29 protein-coding genes are annotated in these 25,625 nt (G+C 42.8%); 24 read left to right on the forward strand and 5 right to left on the reverse strand.

Annotated features, from left to right (window positions below; genetic code table 11):
* Window positions 1–3: 3 nt before the first annotated feature.
* From MHH58_RS06145 to MHH58_RS06155, 3 genes are read right to left on the reverse strand one after another with little or no spacing between them, the layout of a single operon-like run.
* Entirely contained in the window at window positions 4–222 is a 219-nt protein-coding gene (locus MHH58_RS06145) for an SA1362 family protein (RefSeq protein ID WP_135096746.1), read from the reverse strand.
* Window positions 219–1,136, reverse strand: a complete 918-nt coding sequence (locus MHH58_RS06150) for a DUF1385 domain-containing protein (RefSeq protein ID WP_341345349.1) — start codon at window positions 1,134–1,136, stop codon at window positions 219–221. The genes MHH58_RS06145 and MHH58_RS06150 overlap by 4 nt, the downstream gene beginning before the upstream one ends.
* A 5-nt stretch (window positions 1,137–1,141) precedes the next feature.
* Window positions 1,142–1,702: a hypothetical protein gene (locus tag MHH58_RS06155; RefSeq protein WP_341345350.1), complete on the reverse strand. Its 561-nt coding sequence runs from the start codon at window positions 1,700–1,702 to the stop codon at window positions 1,142–1,144.
* A gap of 115 nt (window positions 1,703–1,817) precedes the next feature.
* Between MHH58_RS06155 and MHH58_RS06160 the strand changes: the two genes are divergently transcribed.
* The 15 genes from MHH58_RS06160 (at window position 1,818) to recN (ending at window position 15,292) form a co-directional block, all read left to right on the forward strand.
* The gene (locus MHH58_RS06160; RefSeq protein WP_341345351.1) at window positions 1,818–2,873 is read left to right on the forward strand and encodes a M24 family metallopeptidase; all 1,056 of its coding nucleotides are present in this window, start codon (window positions 1,818–1,820) and stop codon (window positions 2,871–2,873) included.
* Window positions 2,874–2,900: 27 nt separating this feature from the next.
* Window positions 2,901–3,458, forward strand: coding sequence for an elongation factor P (gene efp, locus MHH58_RS06165; RefSeq protein ID WP_115884359.1), 558 nt, complete (start codon window positions 2,901–2,903; stop codon window positions 3,456–3,458).
* Window positions 3,459–3,561: 103 nt separating this feature from the next.
* Window positions 3,562–3,996 carry an acetyl-CoA carboxylase biotin carboxyl carrier protein gene (accB, locus tag MHH58_RS06170; RefSeq protein ID WP_135096753.1) on the forward strand — a complete coding sequence of 145 codons (435 nt, stop codon included), beginning with the start codon at window positions 3,562–3,564 and terminating at the stop codon, window positions 3,994–3,996.
* Window positions 3,996–5,342, forward strand: a complete 1,347-nt coding sequence (accC, locus tag MHH58_RS06175) for an acetyl-CoA carboxylase biotin carboxylase subunit (protein WP_341346093.1) — start codon at window positions 3,996–3,998, stop codon at window positions 5,340–5,342. Before accB ends, accC begins: the two co-directional genes overlap by 1 nt.
* 101 nt (window positions 5,343–5,443) lie before the next feature.
* Window positions 5,444–5,983 (forward strand): hypothetical protein, encoded by a 540-nt coding sequence (locus MHH58_RS06180; protein WP_341345352.1) that lies wholly within the window; start codon window positions 5,444–5,446, stop codon window positions 5,981–5,983.
* Window positions 5,984–6,132: 149 nt separating this feature from the next.
* On the forward strand, window positions 6,133–6,864 hold the full coding sequence (locus MHH58_RS06185) for an Ltp family lipoprotein (protein ID WP_341345353.1): 732 nt from the start codon (window positions 6,133–6,135) through the stop codon (window positions 6,862–6,864).
* Window positions 6,865–7,145: 281 nt separating this feature from the next.
* Window positions 7,146–7,496, forward strand: a complete 351-nt coding sequence (locus MHH58_RS06190) for an Asp23/Gls24 family envelope stress response protein (RefSeq protein WP_115884355.1) — start codon at window positions 7,146–7,148, stop codon at window positions 7,494–7,496.
* 27 nt (window positions 7,497–7,523) lie between these two features.
* Window positions 7,524–7,907 carry a transcription antitermination factor NusB gene (gene nusB / locus MHH58_RS06195; RefSeq protein WP_341345354.1) on the forward strand — a complete coding sequence of 128 codons (384 nt, stop codon included), beginning with the start codon at window positions 7,524–7,526 and terminating at the stop codon, window positions 7,905–7,907.
* A gap of 5 nt (window positions 7,908–7,912) precedes the next feature.
* Entirely contained in the window at window positions 7,913–9,253 is a 1,341-nt protein-coding gene (gene xseA / locus MHH58_RS06200; RefSeq protein ID WP_341345355.1) for an exodeoxyribonuclease VII large subunit, read from the forward strand.
* Entirely contained in the window at window positions 9,246–9,455 is a 210-nt protein-coding gene (gene xseB / locus MHH58_RS06205) for an exodeoxyribonuclease VII small subunit (protein WP_115884352.1), read from the forward strand. The genes xseA and xseB overlap by 8 nt, the downstream gene beginning before the upstream one ends.
* On the forward strand, window positions 9,445–10,323 hold the full coding sequence (locus MHH58_RS06210) for a polyprenyl synthetase family protein (protein ID WP_341345356.1): 879 nt from the start codon (window positions 9,445–9,447) through the stop codon (window positions 10,321–10,323). Before xseB ends, MHH58_RS06210 begins: the two co-directional genes overlap by 11 nt.
* Before the next feature lie 94 nt (window positions 10,324–10,417).
* Window positions 10,418–12,310 carry a 1-deoxy-D-xylulose-5-phosphate synthase gene (gene dxs / locus MHH58_RS06215; protein ID WP_341345357.1) on the forward strand — a complete coding sequence of 631 codons (1,893 nt, stop codon included), beginning with the start codon at window positions 10,418–10,420 and terminating at the stop codon, window positions 12,308–12,310.
* Window positions 12,288–13,073 (forward strand): TlyA family RNA methyltransferase, encoded by a 786-nt coding sequence (locus MHH58_RS06220; protein ID WP_341345358.1) that lies wholly within the window; start codon window positions 12,288–12,290, stop codon window positions 13,071–13,073. The genes dxs and MHH58_RS06220 overlap by 23 nt, the downstream gene beginning before the upstream one ends.
* An 87-nt stretch (window positions 13,074–13,160) precedes the next feature.
* Window positions 13,161–13,613: a transcriptional regulator AhrC/ArgR gene (gene ahrC, locus MHH58_RS06225; protein WP_115884348.1), complete on the forward strand. Its 453-nt coding sequence runs from the start codon at window positions 13,161–13,163 to the stop codon at window positions 13,611–13,613.
* A gap of 14 nt (window positions 13,614–13,627) precedes the next feature.
* Window positions 13,628–15,292 carry a DNA repair protein RecN gene (recN, locus tag MHH58_RS06230; protein ID WP_341345359.1) on the forward strand — a complete coding sequence of 555 codons (1,665 nt, stop codon included), beginning with the start codon at window positions 13,628–13,630 and terminating at the stop codon, window positions 15,290–15,292.
* Here the strand turns inward: recN and MHH58_RS06235 are convergent.
* Window positions 15,289–15,546 (reverse strand): DUF2627 domain-containing protein, encoded by a 258-nt coding sequence (locus MHH58_RS06235; RefSeq protein WP_341345360.1) that lies wholly within the window; start codon window positions 15,544–15,546, stop codon window positions 15,289–15,291. The genes recN and MHH58_RS06235 overlap by 4 nt on opposite strands.
* Before the next feature lie 237 nt (window positions 15,547–15,783).
* Between MHH58_RS06235 and MHH58_RS06240 the strand changes: the two genes are divergently transcribed.
* The 8 genes from MHH58_RS06240 (at window position 15,784) to MHH58_RS06275 (ending at window position 24,056) form a co-directional block, all read left to right on the forward strand.
* On the forward strand, window positions 15,784–16,689 hold the full coding sequence (locus MHH58_RS06240) for a phosphate acyltransferase (RefSeq protein ID WP_341345361.1): 906 nt from the start codon (window positions 15,784–15,786) through the stop codon (window positions 16,687–16,689).
* 1 nt (window position 16,690) lies between these two features.
* Complete coding sequence (locus MHH58_RS06245; protein ID WP_341345362.1) at window positions 16,691–17,788, forward strand: Glu/Leu/Phe/Val family dehydrogenase; 1,098 nt, start codon at window positions 16,691–16,693, stop codon at window positions 17,786–17,788.
* 2 nt (window positions 17,789–17,790) lie between these two features.
* Window positions 17,791–18,873, forward strand: coding sequence for a butyrate kinase (gene buk, locus MHH58_RS06250; protein ID WP_135096775.1), 1,083 nt, complete (start codon window positions 17,791–17,793; stop codon window positions 18,871–18,873).
* Window positions 18,866–20,278, forward strand: a complete 1,413-nt coding sequence (lpdA, locus tag MHH58_RS06255; RefSeq protein WP_341345363.1) for a dihydrolipoyl dehydrogenase — start codon at window positions 18,866–18,868, stop codon at window positions 20,276–20,278. The genes buk and lpdA overlap by 8 nt, the downstream gene beginning before the upstream one ends.
* Before the next feature lie 13 nt (window positions 20,279–20,291).
* On the forward strand, window positions 20,292–21,287 hold the full coding sequence (locus MHH58_RS06260; protein ID WP_341345364.1) for a thiamine pyrophosphate-dependent dehydrogenase E1 component subunit alpha: 996 nt from the start codon (window positions 20,292–20,294) through the stop codon (window positions 21,285–21,287).
* Window positions 21,280–22,263, forward strand: a complete 984-nt coding sequence (locus MHH58_RS06265; protein WP_115884340.1) for an alpha-ketoacid dehydrogenase subunit beta — start codon at window positions 21,280–21,282, stop codon at window positions 22,261–22,263. Before MHH58_RS06260 ends, MHH58_RS06265 begins: the two co-directional genes overlap by 8 nt.
* 12 nt (window positions 22,264–22,275) lie before the next feature.
* The gene (locus MHH58_RS06270) at window positions 22,276–23,538 is read left to right on the forward strand and encodes a dihydrolipoamide acetyltransferase family protein (RefSeq protein WP_341345365.1); all 1,263 of its coding nucleotides are present in this window, start codon (window positions 22,276–22,278) and stop codon (window positions 23,536–23,538) included.
* A gap of 80 nt (window positions 23,539–23,618) precedes the next feature.
* Entirely contained in the window at window positions 23,619–24,056 is a 438-nt protein-coding gene (locus tag MHH58_RS06275; protein WP_135096781.1) for a BrxA/BrxB family bacilliredoxin, read from the forward strand.
* Between the two features lie 49 nt (window positions 24,057–24,105).
* On the opposite strand, the gene prli42 is transcribed toward MHH58_RS06275, so the two are convergent.
* Entirely contained in the window at window positions 24,106–24,207 is a 102-nt protein-coding gene (prli42, locus tag MHH58_RS06280) for a stressosome-associated protein Prli42 (RefSeq protein WP_162842266.1), read from the reverse strand.
* An 84-nt stretch (window positions 24,208–24,291) separates the two neighbouring features.
* On the opposite strand from prli42, the gene MHH58_RS06285 reads away from it, so the two are divergent.
* Entirely contained in the window at window positions 24,292–25,416 is a 1,125-nt protein-coding gene (locus tag MHH58_RS06285) for a M20/M25/M40 family metallo-hydrolase (RefSeq protein WP_341345366.1), read from the forward strand.
* The last annotated feature ends 209 nt before the right edge of the window (window positions 25,417–25,625 follow it).

The raw sequence follows: 25,625 nt of genomic DNA on the forward strand, positions 1-25,625 counted from the left end.
GTATTATTTTCTCCGCTGTTTACGCTTTGCTTTGCGTAATGCTTTTTTATATTTTCTCTGATCTTCAGTTAAGATAAAGAAATAATAAATGCCGTATAAAATTGCAGCTATCACTAAAAGAAAAATTAATGAATTGACAATCATACCGAGCACGAGATCAAGATTCATCAGAAGCCCGATTGCTGCAACAATCAAAACGATAATCACCAAAGCTCTTTTCACTTTTTATCACTCCCTAAAAGATGGTTGAATGAATGTATTGCAACTTCAACCTGGTCGTTCTCCGGCTGTTTTGTCGTTAAATACTGCAGCCACAGGCCCGGTAGCCCGAGATACTTCAGCATGGGCACCTCTCTCAGCTTGTTCGTCAGCTGCAGCACTTCAAAAGACAGTCCGAGGACGACGGGTATCAGCAGAATTCTGTTGATTACTCTCACGTAAAGCGGGTCGACGGGAACAAACATGTAAACGATGAAGCCGACCAGTACGGTAAACAGTATAAAGGAGCTTCCGCACCGGTAATGCAGTCTCGACTGCGCCTGAACGTTTTCAACTGTCAGCGGCTTATCTTCTTCAAAGCAGTTAATGACTTTATGCTCAGCACCGTGGTACTGGAACAGTCTTTTAACCATCGGTGTCAGCGAGAGTAGATATATATAGCCAAGCAGAATAATCAGCTTAATCAGTGTTTCAAGGGCTACCTGTCCGAATTTTCCTGTAATCACACCGGAAAATACTTCCGCGACAAACACCGGTACCAGAGTCAGCACAAATTTACCGATCAAAAAGGTAAGTATACCGATAATTACAGTGGAAAGCACCACTTTCGCTGTATTTTGCGAATTTTTTTCTTCAGCTATTTTATAGTCTTCCGCCGGATTCCGGTCGTAGCGGTCCGCAGCAAAATCCATATGTTTCATGCCGAATACACTGGCTTCGAGTATCGCAACATTCCCGCGGAGAAGCGGTATTTTTTTCAGTTTGGCCAAAAGGGGCTTATCTGGCCGCGGCATATCAAAATAGTCGATTTCTCCATTCGTCCGCCGGATGGCTGTCGACATATGGGTTTTTGACTGGAACATGACGCCTTCAGGCACTGCCTGGCCGCCGTATATCGGTTTAGTCATAGGCTTCATTCTTTCTACAAGTATTCTGTCGCCGACTGAAGCCTTTCAATGGCTTCGTTAAGCAGCTCATCATCTTCAGCGGCCAGTGCATCCGCAATCTGGTTTACAGCTTCAGTAATTTCTTCATTGGCGAGTACAACATTGGAGTGTTCACGTTCAAGCACATCGGTAAGTTCCAGTTCACCGACAGCAGCCTCATACTTCTCGACAGTATCCGCTACAGCGCCTCTGGTTTTTACAACATCTCCTGTATTCAGCTGCTCGCCGTTCCGGTAGGCAGTAATATATTCGTTCATTTTATTCAGATTTTCAGTAATCCCGCCAGCATATTCCGTGACGGTCTCCACATATTTTTCGACATTGGGATTATCCCGGTCGCGTTCGAAATTTACAATCTGCGTATCGAGGTTTTCCAAATGCAGAGCCAGCTGCTGATTGCGCACCTGTTCAGTCTGCAGCAGCCCCTCCAGTTCACTCTTGTACTCCTCCTGTTCAATAAGAGTCTCTTCCGGTGAACTGTTTGAACATCCCGCAGCCAGTAATATTAGTATCGTTGCAGATAATCTAAGTTTCATCGCACATTCTCCTATATTTCATTAGACTATTTTAACATGTTAGCGTTAAAATATAAAAAGAAAATGAAATAGATATTAAATTCATGTAAAATGATAATGGAGAGGTGGCGGAGAAATGATTAAATTTGATAAAGTACAGCAGTTGCTGGAGAGAGAAAACCTTGATGCATTACTCGTAATGAGCAGTTACAACAGACGGTATTTAAGTAATTTTACCGGCACGAGCGGGGCACTTGTTATTACACCGGAGAGAAGATACTTAATATCCGACTTCAGGTATAAAGCACAAGGTGCTGAACAGGCCGAGGACTTCGAATTTGTACTGCAGCAGGGAGGTCTGCTTGATTTCATTGCATCATTTATGGAATCGAAAAACATTAAACGTATTGGTTTCGAAGGAGAACACGTAAACTACAATACATACAGTAAGATTAAAGACGATTTTGAAGTGGTGCCGTTAACAGGCGAAGTAGAAAAAATCCGCTTAATTAAAACAGAAGAAGAAGTGGACTTAATTCAGAAAGCATGTGAAATTGCAGACCAGGCTTACGAATATATTTTAACTTATGTCAAAGAAGGCATGACTGAAATGGAAGTTAAAAATGAGCTTGAAGCGCACATGATCAAACTTGGAGCAAGCGGGCCAAGTTTTGATACGATAGTTGCAAGCGGGCACAGAGGAGCACTGCCTCACGGTGTTGCTTCTGATAAAGTGATTGAATCCGGCGATATGGTAACACTGGACTTCGGTGCCTACTATAAAGGGTATGCATCCGATATTACACGTACTTTCGGCGTCGGTTCTGTTTCTCCGGAAATGGAAGAAATATATAACGTCGTCCTTGAGGCTCAGCTGAAGTCGCTCGAAGAAATTAAAGCGGGCATGACCGGCAGCGAGGCAGATGCAGTAGCAAGAGACGTTATCAAGAGCTACGGCTACGGCGAAAACTTTGGCCACTCACTCGGTCACGGCTTCGGTCTCGAAGTTCACGAATTGCCAGGCCTCGCACAAAAAAGTACAATGACCTTAGAACCTGGAATGTGCGTGACTGTAGAACCGGGTATTTATGTAGACGGTCTTGGCGGCGTGCGTATCGAGGATGATACAATTGTCACTGAAACCGGACTTAAAAAATTAACACACAGCAGTAAAAAACTGTTTATCGTATAAGACGGACAGATTATTAGGAGGAAAATCATGATTTCAGTAAACGATTTTAAAACTGGTCTTACAGTAGAAGTAGACGGCGGTATCTGGAGAGTTTTAGACTTCCAGCACGTTAAGCCTGGGAAAGGCGCGGCTTTCGTCCGCAGTAAATTAAAAAACCTGCGTACAGGCGCAACACAGGAAAAAACTTTCAGAGCAGGAGAAAAAGTCGGCAGAGCTCAGATCGACAACCATAAAATGCAATATCTGTATGCGGATGGCGACAGCTACGTGTTCATGGATAACAACACTTACGAACAGCTTGAAATTCCGGGCAGCCAGCTGGAATATGAATTAAAATTCCTGAAAGAAAATATGCCGGTCGCAATTATGATGTATGAAGGCGAGACACTCGGAGTAGAACTTCCGAAAACTGTTGAGCTTGAAGTTATCGAAACAGAACCGGGAATCAAAGGCGACACTGCGAGCGGTGCGTCTAAATCAGCAACACTTGAAACAGGGGTTACTCTGCAAGTGCCTTTATTTGTTAACCAGGGCGATATGCTCGTTGTTAACACTGAAGAAGGATCTTACGTTTCAAGAGCGTAGTCATTTTAAGAGCAGTCGGATTTACTGCTCTTAATTAGTACTTGAATTGGTATGACCACCTATGTAAAATGTAGACATATTATTTTATGGGAGAGTAAAACTAATGAATTTAGAACAAGTTGATTCTTTAATTGAAAAAATGGAGCGCGCATCGCTTACTGAAATTTCATATAAAGACAAAGATGTGGATATTAAACTTAAAAGAGAATTAACACCGGCGGCTGCACCAGCGCCTCAGACTGTACAGACACAAAGCGCACCAGCGGCGCAGGCTCCGGCTAAAGAAGCTCAGCCTGAAGATGAAGGCCTTGTTGTCAGAGCACCGATGGTCGGGACTTTCTACAAAGCACCTTCACCAGAAGCTGAAGCGTACGTTAAAGTAGGAGACACAGTAAGCAGCACATCAGTCGTTTGTATTTTGGAAGCGATGAAATTATTCAATGAAATACAGGCAGAAGTATCCGGTGAAGTTACAGAAATTCTAGTAGATGACGGAGATATGGTTGAGTACAATCAGCCATTATTCAAATTACGATGATTAAAAAAGTATTAATCGCAAACCGCGGTGAAATCGCGGTAAGAATCATCCGTGCCTGCCACGAACTTGGAATCGAAACTGTCAGTATATACTCTGAAGCAGATCAGGATAGTTTACACCGGAAACTAGCGACAGAATCTTACTGTATCGGACCAAAACTTTCAAAAGACAGCTATCTGGATATGATCGGGATTATTACCATTGCTCAGTCAACAGGCTGCGATGCCATTCACCCGGGTTACGGTTTCTTAGCTGAAAACAGCGATTTTGCAGAGATGTGTGAATCATCGAGTTTGATCTTTATCGGACCGATGTCTGAAACGATTTCTCTAATGGGTGTAAAAGATGTCGCGAAGAAAACGATGATTGAAGCGGATGTTCCTACAGTGCCGGGCAGCGACGGTGTAGTGAAATCACTGGATGATGCTTATGAAATTGCTGAAGACATCGGCTATCCGATTATTATTAAAGCAAGCCACGGCGGCGGCGGTAAAGGAATCAGAGTCGCACGGAACAAAGATGAGCTGACCCAGAATTATAAATTAACAGAGCAGGAAGCTGAAAGTGCCTTCGGCAATAAGAGTCTTTATATTGAAAAATATATTGAAAACTTCCGCCATGTTGAAATTCAGGTCCTCGGAGACTATCACGGCAATGTCATTCACTTAGGTGAACGTGACTGTACAGTTCAGCGCCGTATGCAGAAACTTGTAGAAGAAGCGCCGAGTCCGGTCATCAGTGACAAGACGAGACGCGAAATGGGAGAAACTGCAGTCCGTGCAGCGAAAAGCATCGATTATATCGGTGCCGGCACGATTGAATTTATTTATGATTTAAACGACCATAAATATTACTTCATGGAAATGAATACACGTATTCAGGTTGAACACCCGGTAACGGAAATGATTACCGGCGTAGACCTTGTGAAATCGCAAATACGTGTGGCAATGCATGAACCAATCCCTTATAAACAGGAAGACATTAAATTTGAGGGTCACGCCTTTGAATTCAGAGTCAATGCGGAAAACCCGTATAAAAACTTTATGCCGTCGGCAGGGAAGATAACAGAATTCCTTCAGCCGGGCGGATTTGGAGTGAGAATGGATACTGCATCATATGCGGGATATGTTATTCCTCCGTATTACGACTCAATGATTGCTAAACTGATTGTTCACGGTAAGAACCGTGAAGAAGCAGTCGCAACAGCGAAACGTGCCCTCGATGAATTCCAGATCTCAGGCATCGATACGACAATTCCGTTCCACAAGAACATCTTATTGAACAATGCATTTTTAAGCAATGACTATAATACTAACTTTTTGGTAGAACAGGATATTATGAAGTAGATGATTAAACCGTCTTTTTATTCCTTTTGGAATAGGGAGACGGTTTTTATCTTTTTCTTTTTAGGGTAGATATCAGTAAATCACAGGAGGAGGATTTACAAATGAATAATTTCCTTGAAGTATTTAATGATGAGCTTAAAAAAGTGCAGACTGAAGAGCGAGATGATGGTTCTCAAGTACAGCACGATGATAATTATCTTGAAGAAATTGAAAGGGATTTGGGTAAAATCTCTGAGATTTACGAACCGGTAATTGAAGTGATTAAACAAAAATTTGATGACACTGCAGAGATAAAAAGTCCGAAAGATTATAAAGCGGGGGAAGAGATAACGATAAATTACAAAGGCAGCACTGCAATATCCTATCAGCTGCAGAAAAATAAAGTATCTGCAAATGTTCCTGCGGCCTACAGAATTAGAATCGGCGGTAAATTGCAGCTGCCGGATATGCTTGTACAAACAAATGACAACGGCAACTATTATTATTTTGAAGATAAACACACATCTGCTGCAGATACTGATAAAGATGATCTAGTCGGCATACCATATCAAGATAAAGACGGCGTCGTTGAAACAAATCAGTTTGATAAGGTGCTGGAAAAACATATAGCGCGATTGGCGAGGTATATCGGAAAAAGTTGAGATTTCTAATCTTTAACTGACCATCTCCGTTAATAGGAAAAGTTATATCCAGTATATAATTAACTGAAAAATCTAAAATGAAATAGCTTTCTTCACTTAAATTTACTATAATTAATGTAAATATATTGAATTTGAGGGAGAGAAGTATTTTGAGGAAAATTCTAGTAATTAGCAGTCTGTCTTCTATATTATTACTTAGTGCGTGCGGAACAGGAGATGGAAGTGAAGAAACTTCTGCTACTGATATCGATGTCTCAGCTGTAGAAGAAGAAAATGAACAGCTGAATCAGCAGATTGAAAATCTCGAACAGCAGATAAGCGAACTGGAACAGCAAAACTCTGAAGAACAAAACGATAGTGACCTAACAGAGTTAGAAGAGAAAAATAAACAACTTACTGATCAGGTAGAGGATTTGGAAAATCAAATTTCCGATAAAAATGAAGAGATAGCAAGCTTGGAAACTGGTCTGGAAGAGGCTGAATCGAAAGTTGAAGAGAGTGAACTTGCAGAAATAGATGAGAAAGATGAAACTGTAGAAGAAGAAACTGCATCTTCTGGTCCTGAGTCAGACGATGTTCCAAGAGAGTGGAAATCCGCTTTAAACAGTGCATACAATTATGCTGAAATAATGAGTATGTCTAAAGCTGGGATTTACGACCAGCTTGTTTCTGAATATGGAGAAGACTTTCCTGAGGAAGCTGCAAAATATGCGATTGATAACATTGAATTTGATTGGAATGAAAATGCATTGAAGTCTGCAGAGAATTATCAAGATTTAATGGATATGTCACATTCAGCAATTTATGATCAACTCGTTTCCGAATACGGAGAAAAATTCACACCAGAACAAGCGCAATATGCAATAGATAATCTAGAATAACAAATTTATTGGCCAGCTTTTGTAAGCGGGCCATTTTTATTTGGGAGCAGCCCCTTTAACTTGAAATGAAGTCCATTCAGCATGGTCAAAAGCAGCTGAATTCAATACAACCTTCTGTATTACGCATCTTATTGACTAGAACCGTAAATAGACATATATTTAAAGTAACAAAATACAGCTTAAAGACTTTTCCGAACGGAGTCAGCGGTTTATCGATCCATTCAGCAAACCATTTAATATTACCCGCGTCACGTGATATAATAAAAGAGTGAGGTGATTGTATGATTTTACAAAATCATAATACAAATTTGGGCAGCATCGAAATCTCCAGTGAAGTCATTGAAGTAATCGCAAGCATTGCGGTTGAAGAAACTAAAGGCGTTCACTCATTGCAAAATAATTTTGCCAGTGGTAATATCGAAAAGATTGGGAAGAAATTCCGAGGCCGCGGTGTGAAAGTCGAGACTAAAGATGGTCAGATTCACATTGCGATTTACGTAGTATTATCAACTGACAGAAACGTTCACAGCGTAGCTGAACGTATTCAGGAAAATGTTAAACAAGCTGTAAATGATATGCTCGAAGTCACAGTTAACGAAACTAACGTGCACATCGTTAATATTATTAAATAAGTTAATAGAATAGGTTTAGGTGTAAGCATGAAGAGACATGAACAAAGAAAGAAAGCATTTCAGCTGTTATTTCAAATAGATAAAAACGTTGTTGAGCTGAGAAATGCCCGTTTTTATGAAGTCTATCAGACTGAAACATTTGTTAAATCGGTGATTGATTACTATATCCAGAATCAGGATCAGGTAAATGATGAAATCAGCGGTTACTTAACAGGATATACGATTGATCGTATATCAAAAGTAGAAAGAAATATATTACGTCTCGCGGTCAGTGAACTGCAGAGTCATGGTGCACCTGTAAAAGTTGTCATTGATGAAGCGGTGAAAATCGCCAAAAACTACGGTGACAAAGACAGCCACCGTTTCGTTAACGGGGTATTGAAGAACTTTGCCGTACAGAATGAAGGTTAGGTAAAATGGATAGTACAAAGTATTTATCAGTTCAGTCCTTAACAAAATATATTAAATATAAATTTGAAAAAGACCCGTACCTGCAACGGGTCTTTCTTAAGGGTGAGCTGTCGAATGTGAAACATCATACGAACGGCCACATTTATTTTTCTGTAAAAGATGACAGATCCGTCATCAGTGCGGTTATGTTCAGATACGATGCTGAAAAACTGAATTTCAAGCCCGAAGAGGGGCAGAATGTCCTTCTGGCAGGAAATATTACTCTGTACGAAGCCCGCGGGCAATACCAGATTTACGTTAAAGAAATGCAGATTGACGGTATCGGCCAGCTGTTTTTAAAGCTGGAACAGAACAAAGAACTGCTGAAGAAAAAGGGCTATTTGAATCTGGAGCACAAAAAGGCGATTCCTGCTTTCCCGGAGCATATCGCCATCGTCTCCTCATCGACGAGCGCAGCGATTAAGGATATGATCACCACCTTAACCCGCAGATATCCGCTCGTTAAGGTTACTTTATTAAATACATATGTCCAGGGCGGCCGCAGCCAGGAGAGTGTTCTTACAAATCTTAAAAGAGCGGACTCACTCGGTGCGGACACAGTAATTCTTGCCCGGGGCGGCGGATCGATTGAAGATCTGTGGACCTTTAATGAATTGGAAGTCGCACTCGCAGTATTTAATATGGATACGCCGGTGATTACAGGTGTCGGTCACGAGACAGATATTACGCTCGTTGACTATGTCAGTGATCTCCGGGCTCCGACACCTACTGCTGCAGCTGAACAGGCTGTGCCTAATATCAGAGATTTAAATCTCCGTCTAGGCGAGCTCGGCAGACAGGCGGATAATCTGATAATGACAAAAATTGACCGTTCCAGAAAGCAACTGGAAGGGCTGGCGAATTACTACAAGTTTAAAAATCCGAATTTATTATATACAGAAGAGACTGAAAGGCTGCGAGATTTAACGGCGTCACTTGATAATTATATGTCTTCTTCGCTAATCGAAAACCGGCACATGCTGGATAGGCATATGTCTTCCTTGTCCTACAGCAGTCCGTCACCTCTTATAAGAAACGGGCAAGCGGAACTTCTGAGAACAAAAGATGAGCTGAAACGCCGGATAAAAGCGGTGCTCGGCCGGAAGATGGAACACCTTTCAGGAAATATTAATGTGCTGGAATCAGTCAGTCCGGTTCAAATATTAAAAAGAGGCTATTCTTATACAACGTTTAATAATAGAATAGTAACGGAAGCAAAAAACTTAAAAGTTGGCGATGTTATTGAAACATCATTTAATCGAGGCACAGTCAGCGCGAAAGTAACTGAGGTGAATACAGATGACTAAAAATGATCAGACTTTTGAAATGAAAATGACGAGACTGGAAACAATCGTTAAATCGCTCGATGAAGAGGAAGTATCCCTGGAAAAGTCGCTGGAACTTTATCAAGAAGGTATTAAACTTTCACAGGAATGCGATAATATATTGAAAAATGCCGAGTTAAAAGTTGAAGAACTCAATAAGGATACTGATAACGATGGAGAATAAAAACAAAGCTTATATCGATAAAGTGAAATCCCATATACTTCTGCATCTGAAAGAATATCAGCATTCTGAAACAATTTACGAGGCGAGTAAATATTCTGTTGAAGCCGGCGGCAAAGGACTCCGTCCGCTGTTGTTATTTACTGCGCTGGAGGCACTTAACACAGACGTCTCTAAAGGTGTCAGTGCAGCATCCGCGATTGAGATGATTCATACTTACTCGCTGATTCATGATGATCTGCCTGCCATGGATAATGATGAACTGAGACGCGGCAAGCCGACAAACCATGTCGTCTTCGGTGAAGCGGCGGCGATACTCGCCGGCGACAACCTGCTCAATGAAAGTTTTAATGTGCTTGCGAAAGACAAAGCATTATCAGCAGAAGTAAGAATTAAACTCGTTGAGATAATTTCTTCTGCAAGCGGCCAGTCAGGCATGATCAGCGGACAAATGCTCGATATCGAAGCGGAGAAACGAAAAACATCGCTTGACGAACTCGAAAAAATTCATGCTTACAAAACCGGTGCGCTGATTAAAGCACCTGTGACAGCAGCGTGCATTATTGCCGGTGCGGAACCTCAGGTGACCTCGCGTCTTGAAAAATTCAGCGAAGTTATCGGCGTCCTGTTTCAGATTAAGGATGATATTTTAGATCTTGAAGGCAATCCTGAAATTACAGGTAAGAATACGGGCAGCGACGCGAAAAAAGGCAAAGTGACCTATGTGAGTGAACTTGGGTTAAAAGGCGCTAAGGCTGCCTTGAATGATAAAGAAGAAGAGGCATACGGCATCCTAGACAGTCTGGATGGATTAATAGCGACAGCGGGATTACGTAAAATCGTTCAGATGTTTGCTGAAAGAGATCAATGATAATTCATATGTCAGTATGAATTATCATTTTTCTTTTTGGTCCGAACAGTATAGTGTTATAATAATTACTAGTAAATTTAAAGGTGGTTGCTATATGAATATATATAGTATTGACGAGCCATCATTTGTGAAAAATTTAAATGAAGAAGAGCTCGTACAGCTAGCAAGTGACATAAGAGAATTTCTCATCGAGTCATGTGCAGTAACAGGCGGCCACATCGGAGCAAACTTAGGTGTTGTTGAATTGACAATTGCACTTCATAAGTACTTTGATTCACCGTCGGATAAACTGATTTTCGATGTAGGGCATCAAGCATATATACACAAAATTTTAACAGGTAGAAGTGCGGATTTCGCCACGCTCAGACAATATAAAGGATTATGCGGATTTCCAAAAATGCGCGAAAGCGAGCATGATGTATGGGAAGCGGGCCATTCATCGACATCGCTCTCAGCTGCGATGGGTTTTGCAAAAGCACGCGATATTAAAGGTGAAAAAAATCACGTTGTTCCGATAATAGGCGACGGTGCACTGACCGGCGGTATGGCGCTTGAAGCCCTGAACCATATCGGCAGTGACAAGACGAATATGACGATTATTTTAAACGATAACGAAATGAGCATTGCGCCAAATGTCGGCGCACTTCACAATATGCTCGGACGCATGAGAACCAATACTCAGTACAACAAATTTAAACATGGTGCGGAAGGGTTTATCGAACGTCTGCCGCAGGTCGGCACGACGCTCCGGGATCTCGCTGACCGTTTTAAAGATAGTACAAAATATATGTTTGTCGACGGTATTTTCTTTGAAGAACTCGGCATTAAATATATCGGTCCTGTCGATGGTCATAATTTTGAAGATCTCGGTGCAGCGATTAAAACTTCCAAAGAATATGATGGTCCCGTTCTGATTCACGTCATTACGAAAAAAGGTAAGGGCTATCATCCAGCAGAACACGACAAGCTGGGTATCTGGCACGGACTCGGACCGTATAAAATCGATACCGGCGAAGTGCTCGGCACGAAGAAAACAGAATCGTGGAGCGCATTTATGTCGAACACTGTACTCGACCGCGCCCATCAAGATGAGACAATTGTTGCCATGACACCGGCTATGCCTGTCGGCAGCAAACTGACAAAATTCCAGAATGAACTGCCGGAACGTTTCTTTGATACCGGTATTGCTGAACAGCATGCCGTGACAATGGCAGCAGGATTAGCGGCTGCAGGCATGAAACCGTATCTTGCAATCTATTCAACCTTCCTGCAGCGCGGTTACGACCAGCTTCTGCACGACGTTGACAGACAAAATCTCAATGTGCTTCTCGGTATCGACCGAAGCGGTCTTGTCGGTGCGGATGGCGAAACACATCAGGGCGTCTTTGACATCAGCTTTATTGCACCGCTCCCGAATATCACATTAATGATGCCGAGAGACGAAAAAGAAGCTGAGATGATGATTGATTTATCATTTGAAACTGAAGGCCCGATGGCCATCCGCTATCCGCGCGGCAATGTCCAAGGTGTCGATATGAAAGAAAACCGAGAACCGCTTGAAATCGGGCGCTGGGAAGTGCTCCGTGAAGGCCGTGATGCCGCACTAATTTCGTACGGACCGACGCTTCAGACTGTATTGGAAGCTGCTGATTCACTAAGTAAAGAGGGCATTGAAGTTAAAGTGATAAACGCACGCTTTATTAAGCCGATGGATACTGCTCTCCTTAATTCTCTCGGAGTGAGCGGAATTCCTGTCTTTGTTATAGAAGAGACAATGCTTACAGGCGGTCTCGGCAGCATGGTGTCCACCTATATGAACGATGAACTGTACACGAATAAAATTCAGCGTCTCGGGATTGATAATGAATATATCGAACACGGCGATGTGGATCTGCTGCTCCGTGATATCGGCATTACAGCAGAAAATATTGCACGCCGGACTAAACAGCTGACAGGGGCATCTTATGAAGAAAATGCGAATCGATGAATATATTTTCGAACATTTTAATGTCGGTTCAATAGATGATATACAAAAATTAATTATGACAGGGAAAGTATTAAACAATAATGAACCTGTTTATAAAGCTTCAGATAAAATTGCACCCGACAAAGCACATGTCAGATTTAAAAATGTGAAGCAGTTCGTTTCGCGCGGCGGCTTAAAGTTAAAACACGCCATCGATTCTTTCGAATTGGATTTAAAAGATAAAGTCATGCTCGATATCGGCTCATCGACGGGCGGCTTTACTGACTGCGCACTCAAGCACGGGGCAAAATACGTCTATGCTGTCGATGTCGGTACTAACCAGCTCGCCTACCAGCTGAGAATTGACGAACGGGTATCCGTGATGGAGCAGACCAATTTTAAAGAGACTGTAATCGGAAATTTCGATCCGCTCCCGGATTTCATTTCAATCGATGTCTCGTTCACATCAATTGTACCGATTCTCCGTCATATAAAAGCATTGTTTACCCATAATATCGAAATTGCAGCTTTAATTAAGCCGCAGTTTGAAAGTTATCTGGAAGAGCGGGAAGAGAGCGGTATTATTACAAATCTCGATACGCATTATCATGTCCTCCAGCGTGTGCAAAAAGAATGCGAAACACTCGGTTTTAATCTGTCGGCAATTGAACGTTCTCCGATTACGGGAACTAAAGGCAACAGAGAATACCTATTTTATCTGACAGCCGAGCCAAATGAATATGCAATAACAGACAAAGACATCAAAGCCGTCGTGTACGGCTGATGTCTTTGTTTTTGCTATGCAAAGAGAGCGGCTTATGATAATATAATGAATAAATATTCAATAACTATTTATAAAGGGGGGATTTTAATGTCTAATAAATCAATCAGACAAATTAAAATCAGAGAAATCATTACGAATAACCGGATTGAAACCCAGGAAGAACTCGTAGATAAGCTTATCGAACATAAATTTAATGTCACTCAGGCAACAGTGTCCCGTGATATTAAAGAACTGCAGCTGATTAAAGTTCCTTCACCAGGCGGGGAATATGTATACAGCATGCCAAAAGACAGGCAGTACCATCCGCTTGAAAAACTCGGACGCTACCTGATGGACAGTTTTGTTAAACTGGACTTTACAGGCAATCTCCTCGTTTTAAAAACACTGCCAGGCAACGCCCAGTCGATCGGAGCAATTATCGATCAGCTCGAATGGGAAGAAGTTGTCGGCACAATTTGCGGAGACGATACATGTCTGTTAATCTGCCGTGATGAAGAATCACAGCAATTAATTAAAGATCGTATTTTTAATCTTATTTAACTGGGGTGTTTAATGTGCTGCTCAGATTAAGTGTGCAGAATTTTGCCGTGCTTGAAAATATTGAATTGGATTTTTCCAGAGGAATGACTGTATTTACAGGTGAATCAGGCGCCGGTAAATCTAAAATTATTGAAGCCATCAGCTATTTGGAAGGACGCCGTGCATCCGCAGATGACATACGCTACGGAAACAGCGGCGCTGTCATTGAAGGCGTCTTTGATTTTCCTGTCAATGATAAACTCAGCAGTATGCTTAATTCACTCGGTATTGAAGAAGATGAATTGTATATCGTGAGACGCGAAGTGATGGCCAGCAGTAAAAGTTTAATTAAAATTAATAATCAGATGGTCACGCTGAATAATTTAAAACAGATTATGGCGCTTGTGCTGTCGATTCATTCGCAGTCGTCACAAGCTGAAGTACTGCAGAAAAATGAACAGATTGAATACCTCGACCGTTATATCGGCCTTGGCAAAGAAAGTATTTTTACCGAATACCAGCAGCACTACGAGGCTTATCAGTCGGTAAAAGAACGCATTGAAGAGCTCGAATACAAAGACCGCAACCGCCTGACGCAGCTCGAACTTTTAAAAATGCAGCATGCTGAAATTTCAGCTCTTGAGCTGAAAGAAGATGAGGAAGAAGAACTTGAACATGAGTTAGAGTTTTTATCCAACTACGAAAATATTCACGAAGCGCTCAGCCAGATTAAGTCGCTGCTTGTGAGCGAATATCCGCCGCAGGGCATGCTGTATGATATTAATCAGTCGCTCGATACGGTTACTAAGTTCGACGAATCATATACATCGTATAAAGATACGCTGATGGATGCATATTACCTTTTAACCGAGCTGAATTCACATGTGTCGAATGATTTGTCCTCGATCGATTACGATGCAGAACGTTTAAATGCGATTCAGTCCAGATTGAATCAGTTCAATCAGCTGAAGCGCAAATTCACAAAAACCTATTCCGGGCTGCTTCAGTTCGAGCAGGAATTGCAGGAAGATATCGATGATCTCGAAAATATTTCGCAGTCGTTCACACGGCTGGAAGAAGAACAGAAAGAACTGTATGAGAAAATGGAGCAGTCCGCAATGAAGCTTCATACATACAGGAACGAGCGCAAACACTTCTTAGAAAGCAAGCTGCGCCGCGAACTCAGTGAACTCGAAATGCCGAACGTTCAGTTTGAAATCAGCTTAAAAGAATCTCATTTTAATCCGCTCGGTTTTACCGATGTTGAGTTTTTAATTGCGACAAATAAAGGCGAACCGCTGAAGCCTATGAAGCAAATTGCTTCAGGCGGGGAAGTGTCCCGTGTCAGTCTTGCCCTCCGGACTATCTTCTCTGAGTTCGACAGCGATTCTTTGATTATTTTTGATGAAATAGATACGGGAGTCAGCGGACAGGTGGCTGCCCGCATGGTCGAGAAAATGAAACTTCTGTCCAAACAGCGCCAGGTGCTGGCGATTTCACATCTGCCGCAGGCAGCAGCAACTGCAGACCATCTTCTTCATGTAGAAAAAGACACTGAAGGTGAACGTACGCACTCAACCGCAGCTTATTTGAATTACGAAGATAAAATCGAAGAAATTGCACGCATGATCAGCGGCTCTAAAATTACTGAAGCCGCCCGGCTTAATGCGGCAGAATTACTAAAATCCAGTGAAGGTTAATCTTCACCGGATTTTTTTGCTTGTTTCATGAAACGTTCCTGGGCACGTTTATTTTTGCGTTCGCGGTACAAAAGATATCCGCCGATAAACCATATTCCAAGTGCAGTCATAATCAGACCTGCAAAAAACTGCAGGGCGGTGTAGGTAAACGGATCAATTACGATACCAAATATGCTGTCCCGCATCAGTTTTATTCCGATTCCCGCAATGATGCCGGGAATAACCAGTATTAATAAAGCAACTATTTTCAGCATAATCTTCTCCTAAAATCATTTCTAAATAATATTATACAACAAAACCCGGAAAGTAAAATTTACGATTTATGAAACATGTATGAAATTAGACCTTGAATATTCTTAATTATTAAACATTTTTTAATACACTTTTCTTTTTTGAAAAATAATTGTATGCTTTTTGTAAGGGCTTTCAAAAGGGGTCTGGTAAATGTATTTATCCGAAATATTGTATAATAATTCTGAGGAGGCGAATTCATGAATTTTGATGAAATATTACAGATTAAGCCAGGCACCGAAGCATCAATAGCACTCGTCAGAGCGGCCTCAGAGGACCTGCTTGAACTGGTCATTGACACAGAACGGGAACTCGGTATAAAATGGCATCTTTTTGATGATGAACACAAGTTAAAAGAAATGTTCAAAAAATTAAATTTTGATTATACGGTACACAATATATCGATTCATCACAGTACAAATGATCAGGATGCAGCGGCTAAGGCCGGGCAGTTTATTGCTGATGGCGGGGCAGAAGTCCTGATGAAGGGCCTTATTTCAACAAGTGTTATTTTAAAAGCAGTATTAAATAAAGAATTAAAGCTGCTGAAGCAGGACCTTTTATCTCACATTGCACTGTTCAGCCTGCCGAATTACCACAAGCCGGTAATTATCAGCGATGCGGCGATGAATATCGATCCGGATACAGAAACCAAAATTAAAATAATAGAAAATACTATTACCGCAGCAGGCAAGCTCGGTATTAAAGAACCTAAAATTGCTCTCATTTCTGCAGTCGAAAAAGTGAATGAAAAAATAGCTTCTACCGTCACAAATGATACAATAGTGAGGGCCTGTAATTTTAAGCAAGCAATAATCGACGGGCCTATGCAGTATGATCTTGCACTGTCAAAATCCGCTGCAGAAATTAAAGGGTACAACTCAGCTGTCGCAGGAGATGCTGATATACTGATTATGCCGCACATCGATGCGGGAAACATACTGTATAAAGCACTCGTGACGACTGCAGGTGCTCACGTGGCGGGTATGATCGCCGGACTTAAAGTCCCTTTCGTACTGACTTCGCGTGCAGATTCAAAAGAAGAGAAGTATAATTCAATTAAATTGGCAATTAAAATGATGGAACACAATCAGGAGGATGTTTAATATGATTTTTACTGAAATGGAACAGGGCGACTATGAACAATTAGTATTCTGCCAGGATAAAGCAAGCGGACTTAAAGCAATTATCTGTATTCACGATACGACACTTGGGCCGGCTCTCGGCGGCATCAGGTTCTGGAATTACGAACATGAAGATGAAGCAATTACGGACGTCCTTCGTCTCGCTAAAGGCATGACTTACAAAAACGCAGCAGCAGGACTCAACCTCGGCGGCGGCAAAGCAGTTGTTATCGGCGATGCTTCAAAAGACAAGTCAGAAGCATTCTTCCGATCGCTCGGACGTTACATTAACAATCTCGGCGGACGCTACATCGCAGCAGAAGATGTTGGTACAACTGTTGAAGATATGGATTACATTTACCAGGAAACTGACTATGTATGCGGCGTCAGCGAAGCCTACGGTTCGAGCGGCAACCCGAGTCCGTTTACTGCTCTCGGACTATTCGTTGCGACTCAACGTACAGCTAAAGAAGCCTTCGGCAGCGACGATCTTGCAGGTAAAACTGTGGCAGTTCAGGGTGTCGGCAATGTGGCGTACAGCTTGTGTACGCATCTGCATGAAGCAGGCGCAAAATTAATTGTAACGGATATCAACGAAGCTGCAGTACAGCGTGCGGTCGATGATTTCGGCGCAGAAGCTGTCGGTCTTGATGAGATCTACGGTGTCGAAGCGGATATCTTTGCACCGTGTGCACTCGGCGGAATTTTAAACGATGATACAATTCCACAGCTGAAAGTTAAAGCGATTTGCGGCAGTGCGAACAACCAGCTGCTGGACATTGAAAAACACGGCCAGGCACTCGAGGATGCGGGCATTGTTTACGCACCGGATTACGTTGTAAACTCTGGCGGTGTGATTAACGTTGCTGATGAACTGGAAGGCTACAACAAAGAACGCGCAACAGCGAAAGTCAAAGATGTATATAACCAGATAGATAAAATCTTTACGATTGCAAAAGAACAAAATATTTCACCGCAGCACGCGGCAGATCATCTTGCAGAAGCGCGTATCAAAGCGATCCAGAATGTGAAGAGTGTATACACTCAATCTGATAAAAATATCCTTTCCGGAAGAAAATAGTAATGAAAAAGTTTATACTTGTATTAAATCTCGGGAGTACAACGACTAAAGTTGCGCTCTTCCGGGATTTAAATTGCCATATAGTTAAGACCTACTCCCATGACAAGGAGCTAATCAGTCAGAGTATTAACGAACAGAAAGCTGTACGCTACAATACGCTGATGATGTTTTTTTCTGAATGTGGTGTTCGGCCGGAAGAAGTCAGCATTGTCGCTTCACGCGGCGGTCTGCTTCATCCTGTTGAAGGCGGCACGTATTTAATCAACGAAGATATGCTTAAAGATTTAACGGAAGGCCGCTACGGTGACCATGCCTCAAACTTAAGCGGCATCCTCGCAGCTGACTTTGCCAAAAACTACAAAATCGAAGCTGTCATTACCGATCCGGTTGTCGTCGATGAACTGTGTGTAGAAGCTCAGTATACCGGCCTTAAAAATGTCAGAAGAACTTCCATTTTCCACGCACTGAACCAAAAAGCAGTGGCGAGAAAGTATGCTGAAAGTATAAAGAGAGATTACGAAGATTTAAATTTAATCGTCATTCATATGGGCGGCGGCATAACAGTCGGTGCGCATCACCTTGGAAAAGTAATCGATGTCAACAACGGCCTGAACGGCGACGGGCCGATGAGTCCGACACGCGCCGGAAGTATTCCGGCCGACGGCCTGCTTAAATATATAGAAGACTCCGGCCTGTCACCTTTAGATATAAATAAACTGATCTCTAAACAGGGCGGGCTATTGTCTCATTTAAACACTGAAGATATCCGCGATATAGTAGCTGATATTGAGCGCGGTGACAAGAACAGCGAAGAAGTGCTTAACGCTATGGCTTTTCAAATCGGCAAGGAAATCGGCGCTAAAGCCGCTGTACTGCACGGTGAAATCGACCAGATTATTTTTACAGGCGGCATCAGCTACAGCAGCTATGTTATGGATTTAATTAGGCCTTATATTTCATTTCTCGCACCAATAACAGTTTACCCGGGCGAACTTGAGATGGAAGCACTGGCCTACGGTGCGTATACAGTAGAACAGGACAGAAAATTGCTGAAGACATACAGAGCGGAGGAAACTCATGACTAAAAATTACGATACAGTGATTGTCGGCGGCGGCACAGGCGGTTATGTGGCTGCTATTAAACTCAGCCAGCTCGGCCACCAGGTCGCCGTTGTAGAGAAAAATAGACTCGGCGGTACATGTTTAAACAAAGGATGTATTCCGACGAAAAGTTTTTTAAAAAGTGCAGAAGTCATTAACACGATGAAAAATGCAGAGCTATACGGTATTACACCACATAAGCCGTCATTTGAAATGGCAAATATTATTAGCCAAAAAGACAAAGTCGTTAATAAAATGCAGACCGGAATAAAATACCTGCTTGATAAAAACAAGGTGGATATTTATGAAGGGACAGCAACTGTGCTCGGTCCGTCATTATTCTCACCCTTGGCAGGCGCTGTCAGTGTCAGCTATGAAGATGAAGAAAAAGAAAGTGAAATACTCGTTAACGATTTCGTCGTTATCGCTGCCGGCTCGAAACCTGCAGAACTTCCTTTTATGCCGTTTGACGGTGAGATAGTTTTATCGAGTGATGATCTGATGTATATGGAAGATATTCCAAAGAAAATCGCAATTGTCGGCGGCGGTGTTATCGGTGTTGAATTCGCAACAATCTTGAATGCATTCGGTTCAGAAGTAACTGTGCTTGAAGCGGCGGAGCATATTCTGCCGGCAGAAGACAAAGATGTTGCACAAGCTGTTCATAAATCTCTGTCTGAAAGTGGAGTTATTATTGAGACCGGTGTTAAACTGGAAGCTGAAGGCATCGATATTAAAAAAGACAGCGTGGGTCTCGTAATCGACGGGAACACTGAAGTATTCGATAAAGCAGTCGTTGCAATCGGACGAAAAGCAAACACAGAGGAACTCGGACTTCAGAACACCAAAGTTAAAATGGATCACGGTGTGATTGAAGTTAATGAATTCCAGCAGACCAGTGAATCGCACATCTATGCGATTGGAGATGTTACTTCTTCCCAGCAGCTTGCACATGTTGCTATTGAAGAAGCTCTGATTGCAGCAGAGCATATTATGGACAATAATCCGCTTCAGCTTAATTATGACAATGTCCCGAGATGTATCTATACATCACCGGAAGTTGCTTCGATTGGTCCGACCACTCAGCAGTTAAAAGAAAAGAATACAGAGTTTAAAACACATAAATTGCCGCTCTCGGCAATAGCGAAAGCAGTCATCGAAGATGGCGGGGAAGGCTTCATTAAATTGAACGTCTCACCCGAAGGAGATATTCTCGGCGCCTCCATAGTAGGTGCGCATGCGACCGAACTGATTAATCAGCTGTCGCTCGCGAAATTTATGGATGCTTCGGCGCTTGAATTGTCGAGCGCGGTATTTGCCCATCCATCTGTCGGAGAAATTATTAAAGAAATTGGACTTGATGCCGAAGGTATCGCAATTCACGTTTAGGAAGGTGAAATTCTTGTTATCACATAAAGAAACAGATTTAACAGAAACAGATTTACAGGATATGTACAGAACAATGCTGCTATCACGTCGTCTTGATGAGCGGATGTGGCTCTTAAACCGCGCAGGAAAGCTGCCCTTTGTCATTTCATGCCAGGGACAGGAAGCAACTCAGGTGGGTGCGGCCTTCGCACTCGACAAAGAAGTCGATATTATCAACCCTTATTACAGGGATCTTGCGCTCGTGACGCATTTTGGAATGACGCCGGAAGAAACGATGCTGTCAGCCTTTGCCCGCGGTGCAGATGTGCAGAGCGGGGGACGCCAGATGCCGGGGCATTTCAGCAAGAAAGCGAGCAATATTATGACTCAGGGATCTGCTGTAACGACTCAGATTCCGCATGCAGTCGGCGCGAGCTACGTCTTTAAAATGGACGGTGAAAAACGTGTCTCTCTTGCAACGCTTGGGGAAGGTTCAACATCACAGGGTGATTTCCACGAAGGATTAAACTTTGCCGGTGTGCACAAACTGCCGTTTATCTGCCTGATTGAAAACAATAAATATGCAATCAGCGTACCGGCACACCTCCAGTATGGCGCAGACAAATTATCGGACCGGGCAGTCGGCTACGGCATGCACGGGGAACAGGTCGACGGCAACGATCCAATCGCTGTCTACAAAGTGATGAAAGAAGCGAGAGACCGGGCAGTTAACGGTGAAGGCGCATCTTTAATCGAAGCAATGTCCATTCGTTTAACACCGCACTCATCAGACGATGACGATAAATACCGTGAAGCTGATGAGCTTCAGAAAAATAAAAAAGATGACTGTCTGGAGTCATTTAAGCTCTATCTGCTCGAGGAGAAAGTTATCGACGAAGCATGGCTTGAAACAGTGGAAGCTGAAATTAAAGATACTGTAAACAAGGCGACGAAAGCCGCCGAAGCTGCCCCTTATGCAGCACCTGAACACACTTTAAAACACGTTTATGAGGAGGTAAACAATGGCTAAATTGTCTTATCTCGATGCAATTCGCGATGCCTTGTTTGTTGCGATGGAACAGGATGATAATGTATTTGTACTCGGTGAAGATGTCGGTAAAAAAGGCGGCGTCTTTAAAGTCACAGAAGGACTGCAGGAGAAATTTGGAGAAATGCGCGTCCTCGATACTCCGCTTGCTGAAAGCAATATTGTCGGTACGAGTGTCGGCGCTGCAATGATGGGTAAAAGGCCTGTCGCTGAAATACAGTTTGCAGAATATATTCTGCCCGCAGTCAACCAGATATTAAATGAAGCGGCTAAAGTCCGTTACCGTTCGGATAACGACTGGAACGCGCCTATGGTTATCCGCGCGCCGTTCGGCGGAGGTATTCATGGGGCTCTGTATCATTCGCAGTCGATTGAATCGATCTTCGTCTCTACACCGGGACTTAAAGTTGTCGTGCCTTCAACACCGGCAGATGCGAAAGGTTTATTGATGGCGGCTATTAAAGACAACGACCCGGTCTTATTCTTTGAACACAAAAAAGCTTACCGGCTTTTAAAAGGCGAAGTGCCTGAGGGTGATTATACGATCCCTCTCGGTAAAGCGGACGTTAAACGCGAAGGTGATGATATTACTGTCATTACTTACGGACTGTGCGTCAATTACGCTATGCAGGCGGCAGAACAGCTGTCAAAAGAAGGATACGAAGCGGAAATCCTTGATTTACGCACCCTTTATCCTCTGGATAAAGAAGCAATTATTAAAGCAGCTTCGAAGACAGGGAAAGTGCTGCTGGTAACTGAAGATAATCTCGAGGGCAGCCTGATCAGTGAAGTATCGGCAATTATCGGTGAAAACTGTCTTTACGATCTCGATGCGCCGATTATGCGCCTTGCGGGGCCGGATGTGCCGTCGATGCCTTATGCACCGCCGATGGAAGATTATTTTATGATGAATCCTGATAAAATTTACAATAAAATGCTCGAACTCAGCGAGTATTAAGAGGTGACAGACATGACGGAAATTACAATGCCTAAACTCGGGGAAAGCGTAACCGAGGGAACGATAGAAAACTGGCTGGTTAAAGTAGGAGACAGAGTCAGTGAATACGACCCGGTCTGCGAAGTCAATACAGCGAAAGTAACAGCTGAAGTGCCGTCGGTGCATGACGGTGTCATTACGGAAATACTTGTGGCCGAAGGTGAGACTGTCGATGTCGGCGCACCAATTTATAAAATTGATATTGACGGGGGAGCTGACGGAAAACCGGCAGCAGAAGAAGAAGTATCTGAAACCGCTGAAAATAAACCTGAAGAAGAAGCCGTTAGACCAAATAAGCCTGATGTTAAAGAGCAGTCAGGCGGCCGGAGATTATCGCCGGTCGTCATGCGTTTAATCGGTGAGCACGGTATCGATATCGAAGAACTCGAGGGAACCGGCTTTAACGGGCGCATTACTAAAAAAGATGTCGAGAAGTATCTCGCTGAAGGACCGGTTAAACAGCAGGAACAAGCTGTAAACCCACCGACAGCTGAAAAAGAAAGACCAGCGGTCCCTGAGAGAGAATCATCGGTTAAAAGCGGCGAATCGATTAAAGTATCCGGCGTGCGGAAGGAAATTGCCAAACGCATGGTTCAGTCGAAAACGGAAATACCGCATGCCTGGCTGATGATGGAAGTGGATGCAACGAATCTCGTTAATCTGCGCAATAAACACAAGGCACGTTTTAAAGAGCAGGAAGGTTACAATTTAACTTTCTTCAGCTTTTTCGTAAAAGCTGTGTCGGAGGTGCTGAAAGATTATCCGATTCTGAACAGTTCGTGGGATGGCGACACGATTACCGTCCACGATGATATTAACTTATCCATCGCAGTTGCGAATGAAGATAAGCTGTTCGTACCGGTCATTAAAAACGCCGATGAGCGCTCCTTAACAGGCATCGCGAAATCTATCAGCACGCTCGCACATAAAGCCCGTTCTAACCAATTAACAGGCGATGATATGTCTGGCGGAACGTTTACTGTGAATAACACAGGCGCCTTCGGTTCAATTCAGTCGATGGGAATTATTAATCAGCCTCAGGTGGCAATTCTGCAAGTGGAATCCATTGTGAAAAAACCGGTGTTTATCGGAGATATGCTCGCAGCGCGCCATATGGTTAATTTGTGCCTGTCAATCGACCACCGTGTGCTCGACGGATTAGTCGCAGGGCAGTTCCTTAAAGCTGTGAAAGAAAAAATTGAGAATCTCGATCCGGATGCAGATTCGGTTTATTAACTTTACAAACACTCATACGCTCGCTAAAATAAACAGTACTGACATGACTTTTAATGAGTCGTATAAAGGAGATTTTCAAAATGGATTTAGACTTTAATTTATACATGCAGGATTTAGTTCAGAATGCGCGTAAAGAATTAACAGACGTGGGGTATACAGAAATGCTTACTCCGGATGACGTCGAAGCACACTTAAACAAAGAGGGAACCGCACTTGTTATGGTTAACTCTGTGTGCGGCTGTGCCGGCGGAATCGCCCGTCCTGCAGCCATTCATTCGTTAAATTACGACAAGCTTCCGGATCAGGTTCTGACAGTATTTGCAGGCCAGGATAAAGAAGCAACTGAACAGATGCGTGATAAAGCACCTGATTATTTACCATCATCTCCATCATTTGCGTTCTTTAAAGACGGTAAAATCGTTGATATGATTGAACGCCACGAAATTGAAGGCCATGAAATCATGAGCGTTATTACCGGACTGCAAGCGTGGTTTGAAGAACACGGTAAAGAAGCATAAGAAAATAAAACACCCTCAACTATTTATTGAGGGTGTTTTTACACTGATTTTAAAATGAAGTTAAGTAGCTGACACCCATTAAGAGGCCGGAAACTACTATAAGAATAATCATAAACCAGATTATATATCTTTGTACTTTTTTATTTTGCATGCGCCCATCACCTTTAAGAATTTATTGTTACAATAACTATACATGAAGATAAATCAATATATCAACTGCTGGAGGCATAATTTTATGAATAAAGAACGTCTGACAGAACAATTTTTAGAAATCGTACAAATAGACTCAGTCTCAGGACAGGAAAGAAAAGTAGCGGACTACCTGCTTAATCTTCTGACCGAACTCGATCTTGCAGGTTTCGAGGATAACACACAGGATGTAACAGGCTACGGAGCAGGCAACTTAATTTTTACTCTTAAAGGCGAAGAAAAAATTTCGCCGGTAGCATTTATGGTGCATATGGATACAGTTACGCCGGGCATCGGTGTTAAACCGCACATCGAAGACGGTTATGTATATTCGGACGGCACAACAATTTTAGGCGCTGATGACAAAGCGGGTATTTCTGCAGTCATCGAAGCGGTACGCGTGCTGAAAGAAGAAAATATTCCTCACGGTGACGTTGAAGTCATTATTACAGTGGGCGAGGAAACAGGCTTAGTCGGAGCGAAAGCACTGGATATTAAAAATATTAAAAGCAAGTTCGGCTACGCTGTCGACGGTACAGGCGAAGTCGGTACAATTGTTAACCGTGCACCGTCTCAGACAAAAATTAAGGCGCAGATATACGGTAAGAAAGCACATGCCGGCATCGAACCTGAAAAAGGCATCAGTGCAATTAACCTCGCTGCCAAAGCAATCAGCAAGATGAACCTCGGACGTATCGATGAAGAAACGACATCAAACATCGGAACTATCCAGGGCGGCCAGGCGACGAATATCGTGGCCGACAATGTAGAGATTTTAGCGGAAGTGCGCAGTTTATCAGATGAAAAACTTCAAACAGAATCCGAGAAAATCAAAACCGCCTTTGAAGAAACAGCAGCGGAATACGGCGGCAGCGCTGATGTCGAGGTTGATCTTATGTACCCGTCACTGCACGCACCAAAAGAAGACCCTGTTATCACAACAGCAGCAGAAGCAATTGAGAATATCGGCAGAGAAACTGACATTATCAGTCTCGGCGGAGGCAGTGACGGCAATATCTTCCACGGCCAGGGTGTACCAACGGCAATTTTAGGAGTGGGATACGAATATATTCACACGACAAGCGAACGTATGCCGCTTGAAGAATTGTACAAAATGACGGAACTGATTGTTGAAATTGTTAAAGTGCACTATAAAAATGAGAGTAAATAATTTTGAGCCGGGGCAGAAGTCCCGGCTTTTTATCTGGGATTTTCGTCCTCATGTATATGTATTTCTTTATACGTATGCATGAGACTTCCTCATGTATATGCAAAAATAAATACATAGGCATGAGGCTTGTTCATGACTACGATTAAGGGTTTACGTATATATGAGATTCCGTCATACCTACGGAAACGGAAATACGTATACATGAGAAC

The organism is Jeotgalicoccus sp. FSL K6-3177 (assembly GCF_038050175.1).
Lineage (GTDB): Bacteria > Bacillota > Bacilli > Staphylococcales > Salinicoccaceae > Jeotgalicoccus > Jeotgalicoccus nanhaiensis.

Coding starts and splice junctions, on each gene's coding strand:
- MHH58_RS06150 (WP_341345349.1), bottom strand. CDS start 1,136: ATGAAGCCTATGACTAAACCGATATACGGCGGCCAGGCAGTGCCTGAA.
- MHH58_RS06155 (WP_341345350.1), bottom strand. CDS start 1,702: ATGAAACTTAGATTATCTGCAACGATACTAATATTACTGGCTGCGGGA.
- MHH58_RS06160 (WP_341345351.1), top strand. CDS start 1,818: ATGATTAAATTTGATAAAGTACAGCAGTTGCTGGAGAGAGAAAACCTT.
- efp (WP_115884359.1), top strand. CDS start 2,901: ATGATTTCAGTAAACGATTTTAAAACTGGTCTTACAGTAGAAGTAGAC.
- accB (WP_135096753.1), top strand. CDS start 3,562: ATGAATTTAGAACAAGTTGATTCTTTAATTGAAAAAATGGAGCGCGCA.
- MHH58_RS06180 (WP_341345352.1), top strand. CDS start 5,444: ATGAATAATTTCCTTGAAGTATTTAATGATGAGCTTAAAAAAGTGCAG.
- MHH58_RS06190 (WP_115884355.1), top strand. CDS start 7,146: ATGATTTTACAAAATCATAATACAAATTTGGGCAGCATCGAAATCTCC.
- nusB (WP_341345354.1), top strand. CDS start 7,524: ATGAAGAGACATGAACAAAGAAAGAAAGCATTTCAGCTGTTATTTCAA.
- xseA (WP_341345355.1), top strand. CDS start 7,913: ATGGATAGTACAAAGTATTTATCAGTTCAGTCCTTAACAAAATATATT.
- xseB (WP_115884352.1), top strand. CDS start 9,246: ATGACTAAAAATGATCAGACTTTTGAAATGAAAATGACGAGACTGGAA.
- MHH58_RS06210 (WP_341345356.1), top strand. CDS start 9,445: ATGGAGAATAAAAACAAAGCTTATATCGATAAAGTGAAATCCCATATA.
- dxs (WP_341345357.1), top strand. CDS start 10,418: ATGAATATATATAGTATTGACGAGCCATCATTTGTGAAAAATTTAAAT.
- MHH58_RS06220 (WP_341345358.1), top strand. CDS start 12,288: ATGAAGAAAATGCGAATCGATGAATATATTTTCGAACATTTTAATGTC.
- ahrC (WP_115884348.1), top strand. CDS start 13,161: ATGTCTAATAAATCAATCAGACAAATTAAAATCAGAGAAATCATTACG.
- MHH58_RS06235 (WP_341345360.1), bottom strand. CDS start 15,546: ATGCTGAAAATAGTTGCTTTATTAATACTGGTTATTCCCGGCATCATT.
- MHH58_RS06240 (WP_341345361.1), top strand. CDS start 15,784: ATGAATTTTGATGAAATATTACAGATTAAGCCAGGCACCGAAGCATCA.
- MHH58_RS06245 (WP_341345362.1), top strand. CDS start 16,691: ATGATTTTTACTGAAATGGAACAGGGCGACTATGAACAATTAGTATTC.
- buk (WP_135096775.1), top strand. CDS start 17,791: ATGAAAAAGTTTATACTTGTATTAAATCTCGGGAGTACAACGACTAAA.
- lpdA (WP_341345363.1), top strand. CDS start 18,866: ATGACTAAAAATTACGATACAGTGATTGTCGGCGGCGGCACAGGCGGT.
- MHH58_RS06265 (WP_115884340.1), top strand. CDS start 21,280: ATGGCTAAATTGTCTTATCTCGATGCAATTCGCGATGCCTTGTTTGTT.
- MHH58_RS06270 (WP_341345365.1), top strand. CDS start 22,276: ATGACGGAAATTACAATGCCTAAACTCGGGGAAAGCGTAACCGAGGGA.
- MHH58_RS06275 (WP_135096781.1), top strand. CDS start 23,619: ATGGATTTAGACTTTAATTTATACATGCAGGATTTAGTTCAGAATGCG.
- prli42 (WP_162842266.1), bottom strand. CDS start 24,207: ATGCAAAATAAAAAAGTACAAAGATATATAATCTGGTTTATGATTATT.
- MHH58_RS06285 (WP_341345366.1), top strand. CDS start 24,292: ATGAATAAAGAACGTCTGACAGAACAATTTTTAGAAATCGTACAAATA.